Here is an 18,071-nt window from a genome sequence, read left to right on the forward strand (position 1 = left end):
TTCAGAGCCTTTCAACCCAAAAACGAAGCGCTCAGCGTGAGGTTCTCACTGACACGCTGAGCGCTGCTTACTTATTTCCTTCAATAATTAGAAGTCAGAAGTCACTCGATGCTGACCAGCAGGGATAGACGATCCCTCTGGGGGTCGTTCTTCCTTGCCCTTAGCAGGGGCGCCACTACCACTAGGCGGTTCTACATCAGAAGGTCCCCCGCCTGTTTGAGGTGGCCGTGGTTCTCTACCGGCCATAATATCATCAATTTGTGCCTTATCGATGGTTTCATATTTCATCAGCGCATCGGCCATGAGGTGCAACTTTTCCATGTTTTCCTCTAAAAGCTTCTTCGCCCGAAAATAATTGCGATCAATAATCGCTCGGACTTCAGTATCAATTTCTGTGGCCGTGGTATCCGCGATACCCTTATGTTGGGTCACAGAGTGACCGAGAAAGACTTCGCCTTCCTCTTCACCATAGGCCAACGGCCCCAGCTTCTCCGATAACCCCCACTTGGTCACCATATTGCGGGCTAACTCAGTAGCGCGCTGGATATCGTTAGAAGCTCCGGTGGTCACCGACTCCGTACCAAAGATTAACTCTTCCGCCAAACGCCCCCCAAAGAGGCTGGCAATCTGACTTTCTATCTGCAATTTGCTCAGGCTGTAACGATCCTGTTCCGGCAAGAACATGGTGACCCCGAGGGCTCGACCCCGAGGAATAATGCTCACCTTATACACCGGATCGTGGGCCGGCATTAAACGGCCAATGATGGCGTGCCCGCCTTCGTGATAGGCGGTGAGTCTTTTATCCTCCTCGCTCATCACCGATGAACGCCGTTCGACCCCCATCAGGATCTTATCCTTGGCCCGCTCCAAGTCATTCATATCGACCAAGCGCTTGTTACCCCGGGCGGCAAACAAGGCAGCCTCGTTAACCAAGTTGGCAAGATCGGCTCCGGAAAATCCTGGAGTACCCCGCGCAATAAGAGCCGGCTCAACATTCTCTGCCACCGGCACCTTACGGAGGTGAACTTTAAGGATTTGTTCCCGTCCCCGAATATCCGGTAGAGAGACCACCACCTGCCGGTCAAATCGGCCCGGCCGCAGCAAGGCTGGATCAAGGACGTCAGGACGGTTGGTCGCCGCGATCACAATAACGCCCTCGTTACCTTCAAACCCATCCATCTCCACCAACATCTGGTTGAGGGTTTGCTCCCGCTCGTCATGGCCGCCGCCAAGACCGGCACCGCGCTGGCGCCCCACGGCATCAATTTCGTCGATGAAGATAATGCAAGGCGCATGCTTTTTGGCGTTCTCAAACATGTCGCGTACCCGCGAAGCACCCACACCGACAAACATCTCGACGAAATCAGAACCGGAAATAGTGAAGAAGGGCACCTTCGCCTCACCCGCTATGGCTCTGGCCAGCAAGGTCTTACCGGTTCCTGGAGGGCCTACCATGAGTACACCTCGAGGGATTTTACCCCCTAATTTCTGGAAACGGCCCGGATCACGGAGAAAATCAACCAATTCCTTGACTTCCTCCTTTGCTTCGTCACAACTGGCAACATCTCCAAAGGTAACTTTTACCTGCTCTTCGCTCAGCATACGAGCACGACTCTTACCGAACGACAGAGCTCCACGACCTCCAGCGCCCCCCTGCATCTGCCGCATGAAAAAAATCCACACTGCAATCAGCAGTAACATCGGGAACCAGGAGATAAATACCTGCATCAGAAGCCCAGTACCCTCTTCCGGTTTAGCCTCAATCACAACTCCGTTGTCCAGAAGGTCACCGATCAAACCTGGATCATCACCCGGACTATAGGTCGTAAAGTGTTTTCCCTCAGTTGTCTCGCCACTGATGGTACGCCCGTCAATCACCACCTTGTTCACCTGCCCACTTGTAACATCGGCAATGAACCGAGAGTAGTCAATCTGATGGCCGTTCACCTGACGAGGCCCGAAGCTATTAAAAACCGACATCAGTACTAGGGCAATAACTACCCACAAAATGATATTTTTTGCCATGTCGCTCAATCTGTTATGCCTCGTACGTTAGGTTCCTGACTACTGATAATGCTTGCAAATCCCTGCAGCTACCAGCCTCATCCCGCGCCATTGTTCCTCCGTGGCCGCCTGGCGACGATATAGACCTCGCGGCTACGCCCTCGTGAGGCGGACGGCTTATTAATCCGCACTCCAGAAAAGCTCTGACGTATTGCCTCATAAAATGCCTCAAATCCCTCACCTTGGAAGGTTTTAAGTAAAAATGAGCCCTCCGGCCCTAAATGCTCTTGGGCAAAGGCGAGTGCCAATTCCCCAAGGTAAATGGCGCGGGGTTGATCTATTGCCGCCATACCGCTCATATTAGGAGCCATATCCGACATTACAAGATCTACCACACGGCCTGCGAGGGTATTCTGTAACTCAGCTAGAACATTATCCTCGCAAAAATCTCCTTGGATGAACTGTACCCCAGCGGGGGGAACCATGGGAAGAATATCCAGGGCAATCACTTGACCCTGCGCTCCAACCCGTTCAACTGCCCACTGGGACCAACCTCCTGGAGCCGCGCCGAGATCTACTACCACCATGCTTGGGCGTAATAGACGCTCTCGGGTATCTATCCCTTGTAGCTTAAAAACAGCTCGCGATCGATATCCTTGCGCCTTAGCCTTTGTGACATAGGGATCTCGGAAATGTTCCCGTAACCAACGGGCGCTATGACTCTTGTGTTTCGCCATAATTTACGGGGGAATCAATTAATATTGCCGTCACCACTACCCCGGTTCCAAGCGCACCCATCCCATCCATTAGAGCGTGCCGCTAAAGTCTCTGCAATCGGGTAAGCAAAACAATTTTAAATGGGAGCGGTGCCGATAAAAGAAAAGTAAAAAGCAAACCCCGGCAGAAAAGCCAACGAATCATTACTGGACCACCGACGCCAGGCTGGAATCGTTATCCAGGGAATTATTTTATTTATAGCATACAGCAGCAATTTCATAAGTAATGACTCCACTAGGGGCTTGCACCTGCACCTCATCTCCCTCTCTTTTGCCGATAAGGGCGCGGGCAATAGGAGAATTTATAGAGATTTTATTCTCTTTAATATCTGCTTCCAAATCGCCTACGATTTGATAGCTCACTTCTCCATCAGTATCCATGTTGACCAAGTCAACGGTCACACCAAACACCACGCGACCATCCTTTTGAAGCTTGCTGACGTCAATTATTTGGGCATGGGCAAGCTGGTGCTCAAGATCCCTAATCCGCCCTTCAATAAACCCCTGCTCTTCCCGGGCAGCATGGTACTCTGCGTTCTCTTTAAGATCACCATGGGCGCGAGCTTCAGCAATAGCTGCCACCACCCTTGGTCTGACCACGGTCTTAAGCTCTTGCAGCTCTTCACGCAACTGCTGCGCCCCTTTTCCCGTCAAGGGTACCTTACTCATTTTTGCCTCTCCCGCTGTAAATCTTGTAATCCATAGACCGAATCAATTGTACCCACGCGCAGGGCTTCGCAAGTCGCCCAGGCGCCCGCGACAGTTGTGGTATAGGTCACTTTGTGCTGTAAGGCCGAACGGCGAATGGCATAAGAATCGGAAACTGCTTTACGACCTTCAGTGGTATTGATAATAAGCGCGATCTCATCATTTTTTATCATATCCACAATATGGGGTTGCCCTTCAAGCACCTTGTTGACTCGGGTACAAGTAACTCCTGCCTGCGCCAATACTGCGCTAGTCCCCCGAGTCGCTAAAAGCTCGAAACCCAAATGGGCAAGCTTCTGGGCGATGGGAACAATCCGCTGTTTATCTACATCCCGGACACTAATAAAAACCTTGCCCCCCTGGGGCAGTACCACCCCTGCTCCAAGAAGCGCCTTATAGAAAGCTTCTCCAAAACAGCGCCCAGTTCCCATCACCTCGCCTGTTGATTTCATCTCTGGCCCTAAAATGGGATCGACACCCGAAAACTTGATAAAGGGAAAAACCGCTTCTTTTACCGAAAAATAGTGAGGTATTACTTCCTCCGTTATCCCTTGACTCACTAGGCTCTGCCCCATCATGCAGCGGGCGGCGACCTTGGCGAAGGGAATACCAATAGCCTTGGAAACAAAGGGCACCGTCCGGGAAGCGCGGGGATTAACCTCAAGCACATAGACATCATTTGCTTGAATAGCAAACTGGGTATTCATTAGACCCACCACCTTAAGCTCACGAGCCATTGCATAGACCTGCTCCCGTAATTGGTCCTGCACCACGGCACTCAGGCTAAAAGGCGGCAAGGCACAAGCGGAATCACCAGAGTGAACACCCGCCTGTTCAATGTGCTCCATAATCCCGCCCACGATAACTCGCTCCCCGTCACAGATGGCATCCACATCGACTTCAATGGCTTCATCTAAAAAACGGTCCAACAGCACTGGCGAATCATTAGAAACCGTGACTGCTTCTCTCATATATCGATTTAACTCATCCATGTTGTAGACGATCTCCATGGCCCGACCTCCAAGCACATAGGAGGGCCTCACCACCAATGGGTAGCCGACTTCATCAGCCAAACGGATCGCTTCTTCCTGGGTGCGAGCAGTGCGATTAGGAGGCTGCTTAAAGCCAAGCTGCTCAATGAGACGTTGAAACCGTTCCCGATCCTCAGCCAAATCAATAGAATCCGGAGAGGTCCCAATAATCGGTGCCCCTGCGGCTTCTAAAGCCCGCGCTAGCTTAAGTGGAGTTTGCCCGCCATACTGAATAATCACCCCCTGGGGTTGCTCCAGGGCAACGATTTCCAGAACATCCTCCAGTGTCAATGGTTCGAAGTATAGCCGGTCAGAGGTATCATAGTCGGTGGAAACCGTCTCTGGATTACAATTGACCATGATAGTCTCATAGCCATCTTCCCGTAATGCCAGCGCGGCATGCACACAACAGTAATCAAACTCGATGCCCTGGCCAATGCGGTTGGGCCCTCCCCCTAACACCATGATTTTATTCCGCTGGCTAGGGGCTGCTTCACACTCTTCATCATAGGTAGAATAAAGATAGGCCGTGGTGGTGGCGAATTCGGCACCACAAGTATCCACCCGCTTATAAACCGGACGTACCCCAAGCGCATGCCGCCGCCGCCGCATTTCATCTTCTTTAACCCCGAGAAGAAAGGCCAAACGGCGGTCTGAAAAGCCTTTACGTTTCAAATGATAAAGCGCTTCTTTATCCAATTGCTCCAGGGATAGCCCCCGTAATCCCTGCTCAGTCTGCACTAGCTCTTGAACCTGAGCCAAGAACCAGGGATCAATATGGCTTAACTCATAAACCTCCCTCATGGAAAAACCGGCACGAAAGGCATCCGCAAGATAGTAGATCCGATCTGCATAGGGCACCCGCAGTTGATACCGTAGGGTCTCTAGGGTCTCGGTGGTATCTGCTGCCTCTAAATCCAATTTTTCATTGAAACCATCTGCACCTGTCTCTAAGCTCCTGAGTGCCTTCTGTAAAGATTCCTGGAAGTTCCGGCCAATGGCCATCACCTCACCCACTGACTTCATCTGCGTGGTCAAACGGGCATCGGCCTGAGGAAACTTCTCAAAGGTAAAACGGGGTATCTTTGTGACCACATAATCGATACTAGGCTCAAAGGAGGCCGGGGTTAGACCCCCGGTAATCTCATTCTGAAGCTCGTCCAAGGTATAGCCCACCGCTAGTTTGGCAGCGACCTTCGCAATAGGAAATCCCGTGGCTTTGGAAGCTAAAGCCGAAGAACGGGACACCCGGGGATTCATTTCGATAATAATCAATCGCCCATCTTCTGGATTAATGGCAAACTGGACATTGGAGCCACCGGTATCCACCCCAATCTCGCGCAATACCGCAATGGCTGCATCGCGCATTATCTGATATTCCTTATCCGTGAGGGTTTGAGCGGGTGCTACGGTAATGGAATCACCCGTATGTACCCCCATAGGATCGAAATTCTCAATAGAACAAACAATGATGCAGTTATCCTTACAGTCCCGCACCACCTCCATCTCGAATTCTTTCCACCCCAACACCGACTCCTCAATGAGAAGCTCCGAATTGGGACTGAGATCCAGGCCACGTTCACAAATTTCAACAAATTCTTCCCGGTTGTAAGCAATACCTCCTCCCGACCCTCCCAGGGTAAATGAGGGCCGAATAATAATCGGAAAGCCCAAATCTCTCTGAACCTGTTGGGCTTCCTCAAGGCTGTAGGCAATCGCTGAACGGGGGACATCGAGTCCAATCTTGCCCATCGCCAGCCGGAAGAGATCCCGGTCTTCAGCTTTATTAATGGCGTCCTGGCTCGCGCCGATCATCTCTACACCATAATGCTCCAGGACTCCTTCACGAGCCAAATCCAAAGCGCAATTCAAGGCTGTTTGGCCGCCCATGGTGGGCAGTAAAGCATCAGGACGTTCCTTTTCAAGGATTCGGGCCACGGTTTTCCAGGTAATCGGCTCAATGTAAGTGGCATCAGCCATCTCGGGATCGGTCATGATGGTAGCCGGGTTAGAATTCACCAGAATCACCCGGTAACCTTCCGCTTTAAGGGACTTACAGGCTTGGGCACCAGAATAATCAAACTCACAGGCCTGACCAATAACAATCGGTCCGGCACCCAAGATAAGTATACTTTTGATGTCGCTGCGTTTAGGCATAGGTAATCTGTTCTCAGCGGGCCAATATCTGCCTTGGATGGACACTCATACACCGTATCAAGGGCTAAAAGAACCTATCACTAGGTATGGGCTGCTTGCATGAGGGCAATAAAACGATCGAATAAGGGGGTAATATCACGAGGGCCAGGGCTAGCCTCAGGATGTCCTTGAAAACTAAATGCTAGCTTATCCGTGTGTTGAATGCCTTGCAAGGTCCCATCAAACAGAGAACGGTGGGTAGGTTTTAGGCTCGCGGGTAAAGTGTTCTCATTAACCGCAAAGCCATGATTTTGGCTGGTAATAAACACCTCTCCAGTAGCCAAATCCTGGACCGGGTGGTTGGCTCCATGGTGACCAAACTTCATCTTCACTGTAGTGGCCCCGCTAGCAAGGGCTAATAATTGATGACCTAGACAGATACCAAAGAGCGGTATGGATTGGGTCAGGAATTGCCGGATCGCCCCAATCGCATAATCGCACGGCTCCGGGTCTCCAGGCCCATTAGAGAGCAGTATTCCATCGGGGGATAAAGTCAATACTTCATCAGCTGAAGTCCTGGCGGGCACGACTGTTACCCGGCATCCCTTATCCACAAGCAGGCGCAAAATATTATGTTTGACACCAAAATCATAGACCACCACATGAAAGCGGCCTGGGGCCTTCTCATTGGAGACAGAATCACTCTTCTCCAGACGCCAACTTCCCTCAGACCAGCCATAGAGAGTGTCCGTCGTGACGACTTGGGCAAGGTCCATGCCCTTAAGGCCCGGGAATGCCCGTGCCTGCGCTATCGCCTCTGCCTCATCAATGCCCTCACCGGCCATGATGCAGCCATTGAGGGCGCCATGTTCACGCAGGCAGCGGGTCAGTCTACGGGTATCAATATCTGCAATGGCGACCACCTGATTTCGTGCTAAAAAAGCATCCAGCGGTTCTTGCGCCCGCCAATTACTGAAAGTGGCAGGGTAATCACGGATAACCAAGCCGCTGGCATGAACTCGACTGGATTCCCGGTCTTCCCTATTGGTCCCCACATTGCCAATATGAGGATAGGTCAGGGTGACGATTTGCCGGCAATAGGAAGGGTCAGTCAGGATTTCTTGATATCCTGTCATCGCCGTGTTAAATACGACTTCACCCACCGTCTGCCCGGGGCAGCCAATAGCGGTGCCTCGAAATATACTGCCATCTTCGAGCGCAAGTAGGGCGTCAGGACGCAAGTCAACCTCCAACAGATACAAAAAAGCGGGACACAGCTCCACTCGTCCCGCTCGCCTGATAGCGAGGATAGTAAACTACCATCCGCGATGTTCTCCCTCAATTTTACTTTACCAACCCGTAGGTGTCCATGCGCAAGCGTGGTACATGACAGCTACCGCTTCCTATGGGATGATTTATTTTCCACTGGATATAATAGGAGGATTTTAGTCTTGTCGACACGCCTTTGGAATAGCCGATCTTTTCCCCGCGCGCGCCCCCGCCGTATGCGGCGGGATGATTTCTCTCGGCGGTTGATGCGGGAAGGCCATTTAAGCTGTGACGATCTTATCTATCCGGTATTTGTCCTCGATGGCCGCAGCCGCCGCGAAGCGGTCCCTTCTATGCCGGGCATTGAGCGGGTCACCATTGATGCTTTACTGGATGAAGCAGAAGAGCTCATCACACTTGGCATTCCTGCCATCGCCCTGTTCCCTGTAACCCCACCAGAGCGAAAATCGGACGATGCGCGCGAAGCCTATAATCCAGAAGGTCTCGCTCAACAGGCAGTACGGGCTTTGAAGCAGCACCTTCCCCAGTTGGGGGTAATTACGGATGTGGCCCTAGACCCTTTTACGAGCCATGGCCAAGACGGCCTTGTTAATGCCCAAGGCTATGTCATCAATGATGAAACAGTCGAGGTTCTAGTAAAGCAAGCCCTTTCCCATGCAGAAGCTGGGGCTGATATTGTCGCCCCCTCTGACATGATGGACGGCCGTATTGGTGCTATTCGTCAGGCGCTGGAAAGTGGTGGATACTCTAATACCCGGATTCTTGCTTACTCGGCTAAATACGCCTCCAGCTTTTATGGGCCTTTCCGAGATGCGGTAGGCTCGGCAGATAACCTGGGTAGTGGTGACAAGTATACCTACCAAATGGATCCGGCTAACAGCGATGAAGCGCTACAAGAAATTGCTTTAGATTTGGAAGAGGGCGCAGATATGGTCATGGTCAAGCCGGGAATGCCTTATCTCGATATCGTCCAACGGGTCAAAACCACCTTTGGCATTCCCACCTTGGTATATCAGGTCAGTGGCGAGTATGCCATGCTAACTGCTGCTGCCCAGAACGGTTGGCTAGAGCGGCAAGCGGTCGTGATGGAATCGCTCATTTCCATGAAACGGGCCGGGGCCGATGCCATCTTGACCTATTTTGCCAAAGACGCCGCGCGCTGGCTACATAATCAGTAAAGGGGGATAGCATGCCGGACCGCTACGCTGTTATGGGCAATCCTATCGCCCACAGTAAATCGCCCCAAATTCATACCGCCTTTGCCCAGCAAACGGAGCAAGATCTAACCTATACCGCAATCCAAGTAGAAAAGGGGAAGCTAAAAGAGGCTATTACTGCCTTTCAAAACCAAAAGGGTAAAGGATTAAATATTACCATTCCTTTGAAAACTGAAGCCTGGGAACGAGTTGATAATTGCAGCCCTCGAGCCCAGCGCGCCAGGGCAGTGAATACCCTTACCCTCGCGGAAGATGGCTCACTCCGAGGCGATAACACTGATGGCATAGGACTGGTGCAGGATCTTAAAGAGAATCACGGCGGCCACATCAGCGATCAACGGCTCTTACTGCTAGGGGCCGGTGGCGCAGCTGCTGGCGTTATCGAAGCCCTATTGGGCGAAAAACCCGCCCACCTTGTGGTGGTTAACCGTACTTCCACCAAGGCCATTGAACTGGCAGCCCGATTTAGCCCATTGGGTACTGTAACCGGCGGCGGCTATGAATTGCTTGCAAGCGGCACCTTTAATCTCATCATCAATGCTACTGCCAGTAGCCTTCAAGGGGAACTCCCTCCCCTTCCCCAAGGGATATTGCACCCTGGCGGCTGGGTTTACGACATGATGTATGGCAATGAGCCTACCGTTTTCATGAGGTGGGGCCAAACTCAAGGAGCGGCGCAAGCCTTGGATGGATTGGGCATGTTAGTGGAACAAGCCGCGGAAGCATTTTTTATTTGGCGCAAGCTACGGCCTCAAACAGCGCCCGTCATTGCGCAATTAAGACAGGAGATGGCAGGTTAAAACCCCGCGGTGCCGCTGTGAATATCGCTCTTGAACCGAAAAGTTCAAGTGGGAGCTCCGCGTGATACCGTAGGCTTTCCACTACTTGGCGGACATGCACATTGGTATCATCGAATCCTGCCCCCTAGCGAGTAGTATAGGCTCAAGTAGTATCCAATCCACTGGCGTACACCGCAGGGACTCTTATTGTACTCTAATTTGTCACAGAATCCAGCCGCCTGTTTTATGGATCAACCTGACGACACTCTTCCAGTGCTGCCTCAACCTTATGTCGAAGCGTTTCAATTCGTTTGCTTAACTCGCGCTCCTCTTCCTTCCGGCTTTGCTCCTTAAGCAACTCATGGGTGATGTTTAAAGCCGTCATTACCGCTACCCGTTCTACACCGATAATTTTACCGCTCGCTTTGATTTCCTCCATCTTCTTGTTAAGGTAACGGGCTGCTGTTAATAGCGCTTCTTCTTCATCAGGTGGACAGGCCACCCGATATTCTTTACCCAATATATGCAACACTACCGGCTGGGCTTCATCATTCATGATGCCTGCTCCATAGACTTTAGGCGTGTAATCATCGCCTCGACCCGACTTCGCGCAAGCTCAGTTTGTTCAATAAGCTTCGCCCGCTCAGAAGTGAGCTCAGCGTTCTGACCACGCAAAGCTTGGTTTTCTTCCCTTAGGCAATTGCACAGCTCGATCAACTCATCGATCCGCCGCTCTAATTGTTTAACCGTATTCTCTACCATGCTTGGTAGCCTCTTGTTTTTACCCAATATAGAGTGGCAGCAAAGGCGGGTCAACGGCAGTAGCCGAATTGGCACAAAGGTACCTTAAAGTTATCATTAATGTTACGATGAATATTATCCTTTAGCATTAAAAAATGGCTGAAATTTATTCTCATCTTTTAGAAGCTCTCTGCAATATTGAGACGTGGGCAAATCCCTATGAAATTCACGGGTCTTTGTGCGGTTTTCTTTGTGCCCGACAAAAACAAACCGCTGAGGCCTGGATAGAGGAAATCGCCCCCCAGGCCAGCCGCGACGATAAAGAAAAGCTGGCGGCTCTATTTGAATTTACTGAGCAGCAACTTAACAGCCCCGATTTGAATGTGCGCCTCTTACTCCCTGATGATAGCGCCCCCCTTAGTGAAAGAACCGAGGCCCTTGCCAGCTGGTCTCGGGGGCTCCTGTACGGCTTAGGCATTGGTGGCTTAGAGAAAGAGGCTGCCCTGGATGACGATACCCAGGAATTCCTAACAGATGTCGCAAAGATTGCGAAAGCGGCCCATTATACCAACACTGACACCCATGAGGATGAAGTTGCCTATAGTGATCTCGTTGAATATCTCCGTATGGGGCTATTGTTGGTATACGAAGACCTCCACCCCAGCGAGAGAGGTTCACCCCCCAAAAACTAACTTTAAGGCATCACACCTTAACTTATGGAATCCAAAGAATTCGCGCGCCGACGTAAACAATTATTACAAATGATGGGGGAAGACAGCATTGCTATCCTGCCTACAGCGAGCACTTACCCCCGTAACCGCGATGTGACCTTTCCCTTTCGTGCCGATAGCAATTTTTACTACTTAACGGGTTTCCCCGAACCTGAGGCAGTGGCCGTCCTTGTCCCTGGCCGTAGCCATGGGGAATATCTCTTGTTTTGCCGGGAGCAGGATCCGGAAAAAGAGGTCTGGGAGGGACGCCGTGCCGGCACTAACGGCGCTTGCAAAAATTATGGCGCTGATGACGCCTTCCCCATTACCGATATTGATGACATTCTTCCTGGGTTAATGGAAGATAAAGCCCGAGTTTACTATGCCATGGGCTATTATCCCGCCTTTGACCAACGTATGGTGGGGTGGGTTAACTTGATCCGGCAGGCATCTCGCGCTGGCAAACGTCCGCCAGGAGAGTTCATTGCGCTGGATCATCTGCTTTATGAAATGCGTCTTATCAAAAGCGCACAAGAAATCAAAACCCTGCGTGAAGCTATCCGGATTTCGGCCGAAGCGCATATCCGGGCCATGCAGCTCTGCCACCCTAGCATGATGGAATACCAAATAGAGGCGGAATACCTTCACCATTTCGTTAGCCAGGGTTGCCGAGCCCCGGCCTACCCCCCTATCGTAGGCGGCGGTGGCAATGGTTGTGTCCTCCACTACACTGACAATAACGCCCGCCTCAGGAGAGGGGATTTGCTTTTGGTGGACGCCGGTGCCGAGTATGACTATTATGCGGCGGACATTACCCGGACATTTCCCACCAGCGGCCGCTTTTCCCCCACCCAAAAAGCAATTTATGAGCTGGTCCTGGAAGCGCAACTGGCAGCTATCGCTGAGATCCGCCCCGGCAATCACTGGAACGAACCCCACGAAGCGGCAGTGCGAGTACTAACAGAGGGTCTGGTGGCCCTCGGCCTACTCAAAGGACGGGTGAGCACTTTGATTAAAAAAGAACATTACCGCCGCTTTTATATGCATCGTACAGGGCACTGGCTTGGTATGGATGTCCATGACGTCGGGGATTATAAAGTCGACGGCGAATGGCGGGTTTTTGAACCTGGCATGACCCTGACCGTAGAACCGGGATTGTATATCCCTGCCAATAGTCAGAGAGTAGCCAAAAAATGGTGGAATATCGGGATCAGGATTGAGGATGATGTGCTTGTGACCAAAGAGGGCGGTGAAGTCCTAAGTGCAGCAGTCCCTAAAACTGTAGCCGAGGTTGAGGCCCTGATGGCTTCCTCACAGATACGGGTACCCACACAATGACCCTGCCTGCCGACTATGATTTACTTATTGTTGGGGGTGGCCTTATTGGCAGCAGCTTGGCCTTAGCCTTGGCCTCCCAACCCTTACGCATTGGTATTATCGAAGCGGTCCCCCCAAACACTCAAGAACAACCCAGCTTCGATTCCCGGGCCATTGCTTTAGCCTTCGGCTCCCGCCGTATTTTTGAGGGCATAGGCTGCTGGTCCGCCATTGCCCCTGATACGACCCCCATCCGCCATATCCATGTCTCCGATCGGGGCCACTTTGGGGTCACTCGCTTAGATGCTTCCCAGGCTTCCCTGCCTGCATTAGGCTATGTGGTAGAGGTACGTATTCTGGGTCAAATTGTCTATCAAAGACTTCAAGACTTTCCCCAGATTGAGCTTATTTGCCCCGCCAAGGTCGTCAACATCGCCTCTGAGGCAACCAAGACCCACGTACAAATTGCCTCCCATGACCATATCCGCACCCTCTCCACCCGTTTGCTCGTGGCTGCCGATGGAGGACACTCCCTCGTGCGGCAATTACTGCAAATTCCGACCCAAAAGAGAGACTATGGGCAAACAGCCATTATCGCCAATGTAGCCACCGAGCGCCCTCACCAATACCGGGCTTTCGAACGCTTCACCGATACCGGTCCCTTGGCACTACTGCCCCTGGATGAGAAACGATGCAATCTGGTCTGGACAGTGAAAAATATTCAAGCCCCTTATCTCACCGCCGTGGACAAGGAAACCTTTCTTGCTCGCCTGCAGCAGCGCTTCGGCCAGCGTCTGGGTCGTTTTACCCGGATTGGTAAACGCCATGCCTACCCTCTTCAATTGCTTCGAGCGCAACAACAAGTTGCACCCCGGACAGTGCTCATTGGTAATGCTGCCCACAACCTCCACCCGGTTGCCGGGCAAGGCTTTAATCTGGGCCTCCGGGATGTGGCCGTTTTAGCGCAGACTCTTGCCGATGCCCAAAAGGCCGGCCACGATCTTGGGGCGCCAGAGACTTTATCCATTTACGCCCAATGGCGCCAAGGGGATCAACATCTAGTGACTGGATTGACGGATACCCTCGTACGTCTATTTTCCAATGATTATCCTTTGCTCGGCCCAGCCCGAGGCTTAGGTCTGGCAGCTTTAGATTTATTTCCTCCCCTCAAGCAGCAGTTTATGCGTCAAACCATGGGACTTGCAGGACGGCAGTCTCGACTGGCCCGGGGATTAGCACTATGACCTCACCTCATTCCCCCTATGATGTTCTCATCGTCGGTGCCGGCATGACGGGCTCTTGCTTGGCGTTAGCGCTAGGACAATCCCCCAAACTCCGAATTGCCCTGGTAGAAGCCAATCCGCCTAATCTAGAGGACGTTCCTCCAGATACTTATGATCTTCGGGTCAGTGCCATTACCCGTGCCTCTGAAAATATTTTTAAAAACTTGGGGACCTGGCAAGAAATAGCGGCGCAACGCATCAGCCCTTTTCGGGAAATGCACGTATGGGACGGAACAGGCGCCGGAGAAATCCATTTTGACAGTGCTGAGATCGGGGAACCCTGCTTAGGGCATATCATTGAAAATCGAGTGATTCAAGGGGCGCTCCTAAAGCAATGTGAGGGTTTGGATAATATCGACCTGTATGCTCCTGCTCACCCTAGCGGAATAATCCAAGACGATCGCAAAATTTACCTGCAACTGGAAGGAGGCCATTGCCTAGAAGCACGCTTGCTCATTGGCGCAGACGGGGCCAATTCCAAGATAAGACAGTGGATGGGCATTAGCAGCCGGGGTTGGGATTATCAGCAAAAAGGGGTAGTCGCCACAGTGCAGACTGAAAAACCCCATCAGGAAACGGCATGGCAATGTTTTCTTCCCCAGGGGCCGCTGGCCTTTTTGCCCTTAGACGATCCCTATCATTGCTCCATCGTCTGGAGCACTACACCCGATGAGGCTTCCGACTTGTTGGCCTTAGGGGAACAGGAATTTGCTACGGCACTCGCTGCTGCTTTTGAGTATCGTTTAGGGGCCATCCAAGCAGTGAGCCCTCGGGCCGCTTTCCCCTTACGACTGCGGCATGCGGAAACTTATACCAAGCCCCGGTTGGCCCTGGTTGGCGATGCTGCCCACACTATTCACCCGCTAGCTGGACAAGGCGTTAACTTAGGCTTACTCGATGCCACTGTTCTAGCTGAAGTATTAATGACTGCCAAAAAGCGCAAGAAGGACCTGGGCGCCCTTGCCACCTTACGGCGCTTTGAACGGTGGCGGAAAGGAGATAACTTTGCCACCCAACTGGTTATGGATGGTTTTAAACGTCTTTTTGGTAATACCCTATTTCCAGTTCGACTCATTCGCAACCTTGGCCTGACAGCCACTGATGCTGCAACTCCCATCAAATGCTTAATTATGCGCCGGGCCTCTGGTTTAACGGGAGACTTACCCCTGATTGCTAAGCCAAAATCGATTGATCCTGGAGAGTATGCAGGCTAAATGCGATTTCTGCCCGCTAAACGACTTCCTTTCCGGGACCCCCTCTTCTGGCGGGAATGACGTTCCCCCTTTCGAGGATTTTTATGGCTCCTAGGGGATAACAATACCGGTTGTTTTGGTGTGGCCAATTCCTCATCGTCTACCGAAAAAGAAGCCAACTTATGGCCAATATATTCCTCAATATCAGGCAAGGAAAAGGCGTAATCCTCACAGGCAAAACTTACTGCCGAACCACTCGCTCCAGCGCGCGCAGTACGACCTATGCGATGCACATAGTCCTCCGGGTCCTGAGGTAAATCATAGTTGAACACATGAGTCACTGTGGGGATATGAAGACCACGTGCCGCCACATCCGTGGCAACCAAAATGGGATAACTTCCCTCTTGGAATTCCTTGAGCAGGCGCTGACGTTTACTCTGGGGAACATCACCAGAAAGCAAAGCAGCTTTAAAACCATTACCTTCCAAATAACCCCAGACTTGCTCAGCGACATGCTTAGTATTCACAAATACAATCGCGTGCTGGGGCGCTAGGCGTTTAAGGAGGGCAAGCAATAGAGGAATTTTTTCCTCATTAGCAGGAAAATAAACTTTTTCTTTAATTTTATCTGCGGTTACCTTCTGCGACTCTGTTTGGACCAAGCGAGGATTGTTCATATGCTCATAAGCCAGTTCCGTCACTCGCAGGGAAAGGGTGGCCGAGAACAACATCCCAAGTCGTTTATCGGGTGGCGGCAGGCGGCGCAAAATGTAGCGAATGTCCCGAATAAAACCTAGATCAAACATCCGATCGGCCTCGTCTAAAACGACAACTCGGACCTTCTTAAAACCGACTATCTGCTGTTTGTAATAATCAATGAGGCGTCCCGGTGTACCAATCAAGATATCACAGCCTTGCTCTAGGAGGCGGCGTTGTTTACGGTAATTAGCTCCACCATAGACCACAATACATCGTAAACCCGTATGCCGGCCGAGTAGTTGGGCATCCTTATTTATCTGAATGGCCAATTCACGAGTGGGGGCCAGAATTAGCGCCCGGGGCTGTTGCTGTTGACCTTGTTCGGTATCAGAATTTCTCAACAAGTATTGCATTGTCGCCAGCAAAAAGGCAGCCGTCTTGCCCGTTCCCGTCTGGGCCTGCCCCGCTATATCCTTGCCGGCCAGTAGTAAAGGCAATGTCAATGCCTGGATCGGCGTACAAACGGTAAACCCGGCATCCTGAATTCCCTGTACTAGGGGCTTAGCCAGATTTAAGGCGTCAAATGAAATTTCAGAAAAGTGAGGATTGGACATCAATTTTGGGTACCCAAAGACCCGGTTTTATGCTTATAGCTTGAAAATGGGCGTAATTTGCGCTGAAATCGTATATATATATGCATTATTATATCTCACTATATAGGGTAACCTATGCGTAAATCGTAAAAGAAGGCAATTCAATTTTATGTAAGAATCTTACAGCAAGAACAATAACGTATAAAATTTCTAAGCAGTTTTAATCCAACAGTTGGAGTTATATTTACAATGAGTGATCGCATCATATCAGTAACCGACGCTACCTTTGAGGAAGAAGTGATTAAGTCAGAACAGCCTGCGCTTGTAGACTATTGGGCTGAATGGTGTGGCCCCTGTAAAATGGTTGCACCTATTCTGGAAGAGATTGCGAAAGAATATGAAGGCAAACTCAAAATTTGTAAACTCAACATTGATGAGAATCCTTCAACTCCACCTCGCTACGGAATCCGCGGTATCCCAACTTTGATGTTGTTCAAAAACGGGAATGTAGAGGCTACAAAGGTTGGCGCCCTGTCAAAATCACAACTGGCAGCCTTTATCGATAGTAATTTATAGGTAAATTCTCATGGCAGCGATTATAGCGATTATTTTAGAAGCCACCGCGACTTAATAAATGAGATAAACTTATGACATTCAGATCCCTTACCGCTGCGATTGTCCTGGCTGTATTCTTTGTCGGCTGTGCTAGTACTACAGGGGAAAAAGAGACCATCGGCACGGTTCTTGGCGCCGCAGGCGGGGGTCTTTTAGGATCACAATTTGGTTCAGGAAGCGGACAACTGGCAGCCACAGCTGCAGGTACCCTGCTGGGCGCCCTAACGGGGAGTAATATTGGTCGCACCATGGACGAGGTTGATCGCATGAAGGCCCGCCAAGCCCTAGAGCAAGCCACCCACGCCCCTATTGGAGAAACTATTACTTGGAATAACCCGCCTAGTGGACACCAGGGCTCGGTAACGCCAGTACGTGAGGGGCACTCCAGCTCTGGCAATTATTGCCGGGAATTCCAGCAGACAGTGACCATTGGCGGCAGAAGCGATCGGCTCTATGGAACAGCCTGCCGGCAACCGGATGGAAGCTGGAAACTGGTCCAATAAGGGCTGAAGTTACCAATTTATTAAGCTTTGTAGCGCATTTTTGCTGCGAATATAGAGAGCATGGGTGGCAGGGTTATGAAGTGGCAGGGTTATGAATAGGGGGCAAAAGCATGGCAAACCACAAGTTTAAAACTTTAACCTTGGGCCTGTGGTTGTATTTACTCCTACCTCAGATAGCCTGGAGTGATTTCCAGACTGGAAATCAGCTACTTAAGAACTGTACTACAAAAAATGATATTCAGGCCAACGCCTATTGTGTAGGCTATGTGGCCGCCATTGCAGATATCTTAGGTACAGGAGACGGAGAAATTGGGGGATGGCGTGCCTGTCTCCCAAGCCATGCCACTCAGGGAGAGATCGTTGAGATTGCTATTAATTGGCTTAAGAAGCACCCTTCAGTCCGCAGCGAGGGGGCTTCTGATATCATTGCCCATGCCCTTGCCAAAGCTTTCCCTTGCACTCCTTAACTTTTATAG

17 protein-coding genes and 1 other RNA gene are annotated in these 18,071 nt (G+C 51.1%); 9 read left to right on the plus strand and 9 right to left on the minus strand.

Annotated elements, in window-relative coordinates:
- Positions 1 to 87 precede the first annotated feature (87 nt).
- The 5 genes from ftsH to carA form a co-directional block, all read right to left on the minus strand.
- Positions 88 to 2,025 (minus strand): ATP-dependent zinc metalloprotease FtsH, encoded by a 1,938-nt coding sequence (ftsH, locus tag E3U44_RS02955; protein ID WP_134356593.1) that lies wholly within the window; start codon positions 2,023 to 2,025, stop codon positions 88 to 90.
- A gap of 77 nt (positions 2,026 to 2,102) precedes the next feature.
- On the minus strand, positions 2,103 to 2,741 hold the full coding sequence (gene rlmE / locus E3U44_RS02960) for a 23S rRNA (uridine(2552)-2'-O)-methyltransferase RlmE (RefSeq protein ID WP_134356594.1): 639 nt from the start codon (positions 2,739 to 2,741) through the stop codon (positions 2,103 to 2,105).
- A 231-nt stretch (positions 2,742 to 2,972) separates the two neighbouring features.
- On the minus strand, positions 2,973 to 3,449 hold the full coding sequence (gene greA / locus E3U44_RS02965; protein ID WP_134356595.1) for a transcription elongation factor GreA: 477 nt from the start codon (positions 3,447 to 3,449) through the stop codon (positions 2,973 to 2,975).
- Positions 3,446 to 6,676 (minus strand): carbamoyl-phosphate synthase large subunit, encoded by a 3,231-nt coding sequence (gene carB, locus E3U44_RS02970; RefSeq protein ID WP_134356596.1) that lies wholly within the window; start codon positions 6,674 to 6,676, stop codon positions 3,446 to 3,448. Before carB ends, greA begins: the two co-directional genes overlap by 4 nt.
- An 80-nt stretch (positions 6,677 to 6,756) precedes the next feature.
- Entirely contained in the window at positions 6,757 to 7,896 is a 1,140-nt protein-coding gene (gene carA / locus E3U44_RS02975) for a glutamine-hydrolyzing carbamoyl-phosphate synthase small subunit (protein WP_134359645.1), read from the minus strand.
- Positions 7,897 to 8,160: 264 nt separating this feature from the next.
- On the opposite strand from carA, the gene hemB reads away from it, so the two are divergent.
- On the plus strand, positions 8,161 to 9,123 hold the full coding sequence (gene hemB, locus E3U44_RS02980; RefSeq protein ID WP_240761800.1) for a porphobilinogen synthase: 963 nt from the start codon (positions 8,161 to 8,163) through the stop codon (positions 9,121 to 9,123).
- Between the two features lie 11 nt (positions 9,124 to 9,134).
- Positions 9,135 to 9,962: a shikimate dehydrogenase gene (aroE, locus tag E3U44_RS02985; RefSeq protein ID WP_134356598.1), complete on the plus strand. Its 828-nt coding sequence runs from the start codon at positions 9,135 to 9,137 to the stop codon at positions 9,960 to 9,962.
- On the opposite strand, the gene ssrS is transcribed toward aroE, so the two are convergent.
- The 3 genes from ssrS to E3U44_RS03000 all read right to left on the minus strand — a co-directional run bounded on the left by ssrS (position 9,960) and on the right by E3U44_RS03000 (position 10,703).
- Positions 9,960 to 10,145, minus strand: a non-coding RNA gene (gene ssrS, locus E3U44_RS02990) — 6S RNA. The two genes, aroE and ssrS, sit on opposite strands and share 3 nt — an antisense overlap.
- Before the next feature lie 40 nt (positions 10,146 to 10,185).
- Positions 10,186 to 10,497 carry a cell division protein ZapA gene (locus tag E3U44_RS02995; protein WP_134356599.1) on the minus strand — a complete coding sequence of 104 codons (312 nt, stop codon included), beginning with the start codon at positions 10,495 to 10,497 and terminating at the stop codon, positions 10,186 to 10,188.
- The gene (locus E3U44_RS03000; RefSeq protein WP_134356600.1) at positions 10,494 to 10,703 is read right to left on the minus strand and encodes a TIGR02449 family protein; all 210 of its coding nucleotides are present in this window, start codon (positions 10,701 to 10,703) and stop codon (positions 10,494 to 10,496) included. Before E3U44_RS03000 ends, E3U44_RS02995 begins: the two co-directional genes overlap by 4 nt.
- Positions 10,704 to 10,837: 134 nt before the next feature.
- Here E3U44_RS03000 and E3U44_RS03005 point away from each other — a divergent pair, with 134 nt between their 5' ends.
- From E3U44_RS03005 to E3U44_RS03020, 4 genes are read left to right on the plus strand one after another with little or no spacing between them, the layout of a single operon-like run.
- Positions 10,838 to 11,374 (plus strand): UPF0149 family protein, encoded by a 537-nt coding sequence (locus E3U44_RS03005; RefSeq protein ID WP_134356601.1) that lies wholly within the window; start codon positions 10,838 to 10,840, stop codon positions 11,372 to 11,374.
- A gap of 24 nt (positions 11,375 to 11,398) precedes the next feature.
- Complete coding sequence (gene pepP / locus E3U44_RS03010; protein ID WP_134356602.1) at positions 11,399 to 12,730, plus strand: Xaa-Pro aminopeptidase; 1,332 nt, start codon at positions 11,399 to 11,401, stop codon at positions 12,728 to 12,730.
- On the plus strand, positions 12,727 to 13,953 hold the full coding sequence (gene ubiH, locus E3U44_RS03015) for a 2-octaprenyl-6-methoxyphenyl hydroxylase (RefSeq protein WP_134356603.1): 1,227 nt from the start codon (positions 12,727 to 12,729) through the stop codon (positions 13,951 to 13,953). Before pepP ends, ubiH begins: the two co-directional genes overlap by 4 nt.
- Positions 13,950 to 15,206 (plus strand): UbiH/UbiF/VisC/COQ6 family ubiquinone biosynthesis hydroxylase, encoded by a 1,257-nt coding sequence (locus E3U44_RS03020; protein ID WP_134356604.1) that lies wholly within the window; start codon positions 13,950 to 13,952, stop codon positions 15,204 to 15,206. The genes ubiH and E3U44_RS03020 overlap by 4 nt, the downstream gene beginning before the upstream one ends.
- Here E3U44_RS03020 and rhlB read toward each other — a convergent pair.
- Positions 15,203 to 16,498 (minus strand): ATP-dependent RNA helicase RhlB, encoded by a 1,296-nt coding sequence (gene rhlB, locus E3U44_RS03025; RefSeq protein WP_134356605.1) that lies wholly within the window; start codon positions 16,496 to 16,498, stop codon positions 15,203 to 15,205. The genes E3U44_RS03020 and rhlB overlap by 4 nt on opposite strands.
- 228 nt (positions 16,499 to 16,726) lie before the next feature.
- Here rhlB and trxA point away from each other — a divergent pair, with 228 nt between their 5' ends.
- From trxA to E3U44_RS03040, 3 genes are all read left to right on the plus strand, one after another.
- Positions 16,727 to 17,053, plus strand: a complete 327-nt coding sequence (gene trxA, locus E3U44_RS03030) for a thioredoxin TrxA (RefSeq protein ID WP_013034589.1) — start codon at positions 16,727 to 16,729, stop codon at positions 17,051 to 17,053.
- A 71-nt stretch (positions 17,054 to 17,124) separates the two neighbouring features.
- Positions 17,125 to 17,595, plus strand: a complete 471-nt coding sequence (locus tag E3U44_RS03035; RefSeq protein ID WP_134356606.1) for an RT0821/Lpp0805 family surface protein — start codon at positions 17,125 to 17,127, stop codon at positions 17,593 to 17,595.
- A gap of 110 nt (positions 17,596 to 17,705) precedes the next feature.
- Positions 17,706 to 18,062 (plus strand): Rap1a/Tai family immunity protein, encoded by a 357-nt coding sequence (locus E3U44_RS03040; protein ID WP_134356607.1) that lies wholly within the window; start codon positions 17,706 to 17,708, stop codon positions 18,060 to 18,062.
- The last annotated feature ends 9 nt before the right edge of the window (positions 18,063 to 18,071 follow it).

Origin of the sequence: Nitrosococcus wardiae, assembly GCF_004421105.1 — a bacterium.
Taxonomy (GTDB): domain Bacteria; phylum Pseudomonadota; class Gammaproteobacteria; order Nitrosococcales; family Nitrosococcaceae; genus Nitrosococcus; species Nitrosococcus wardiae.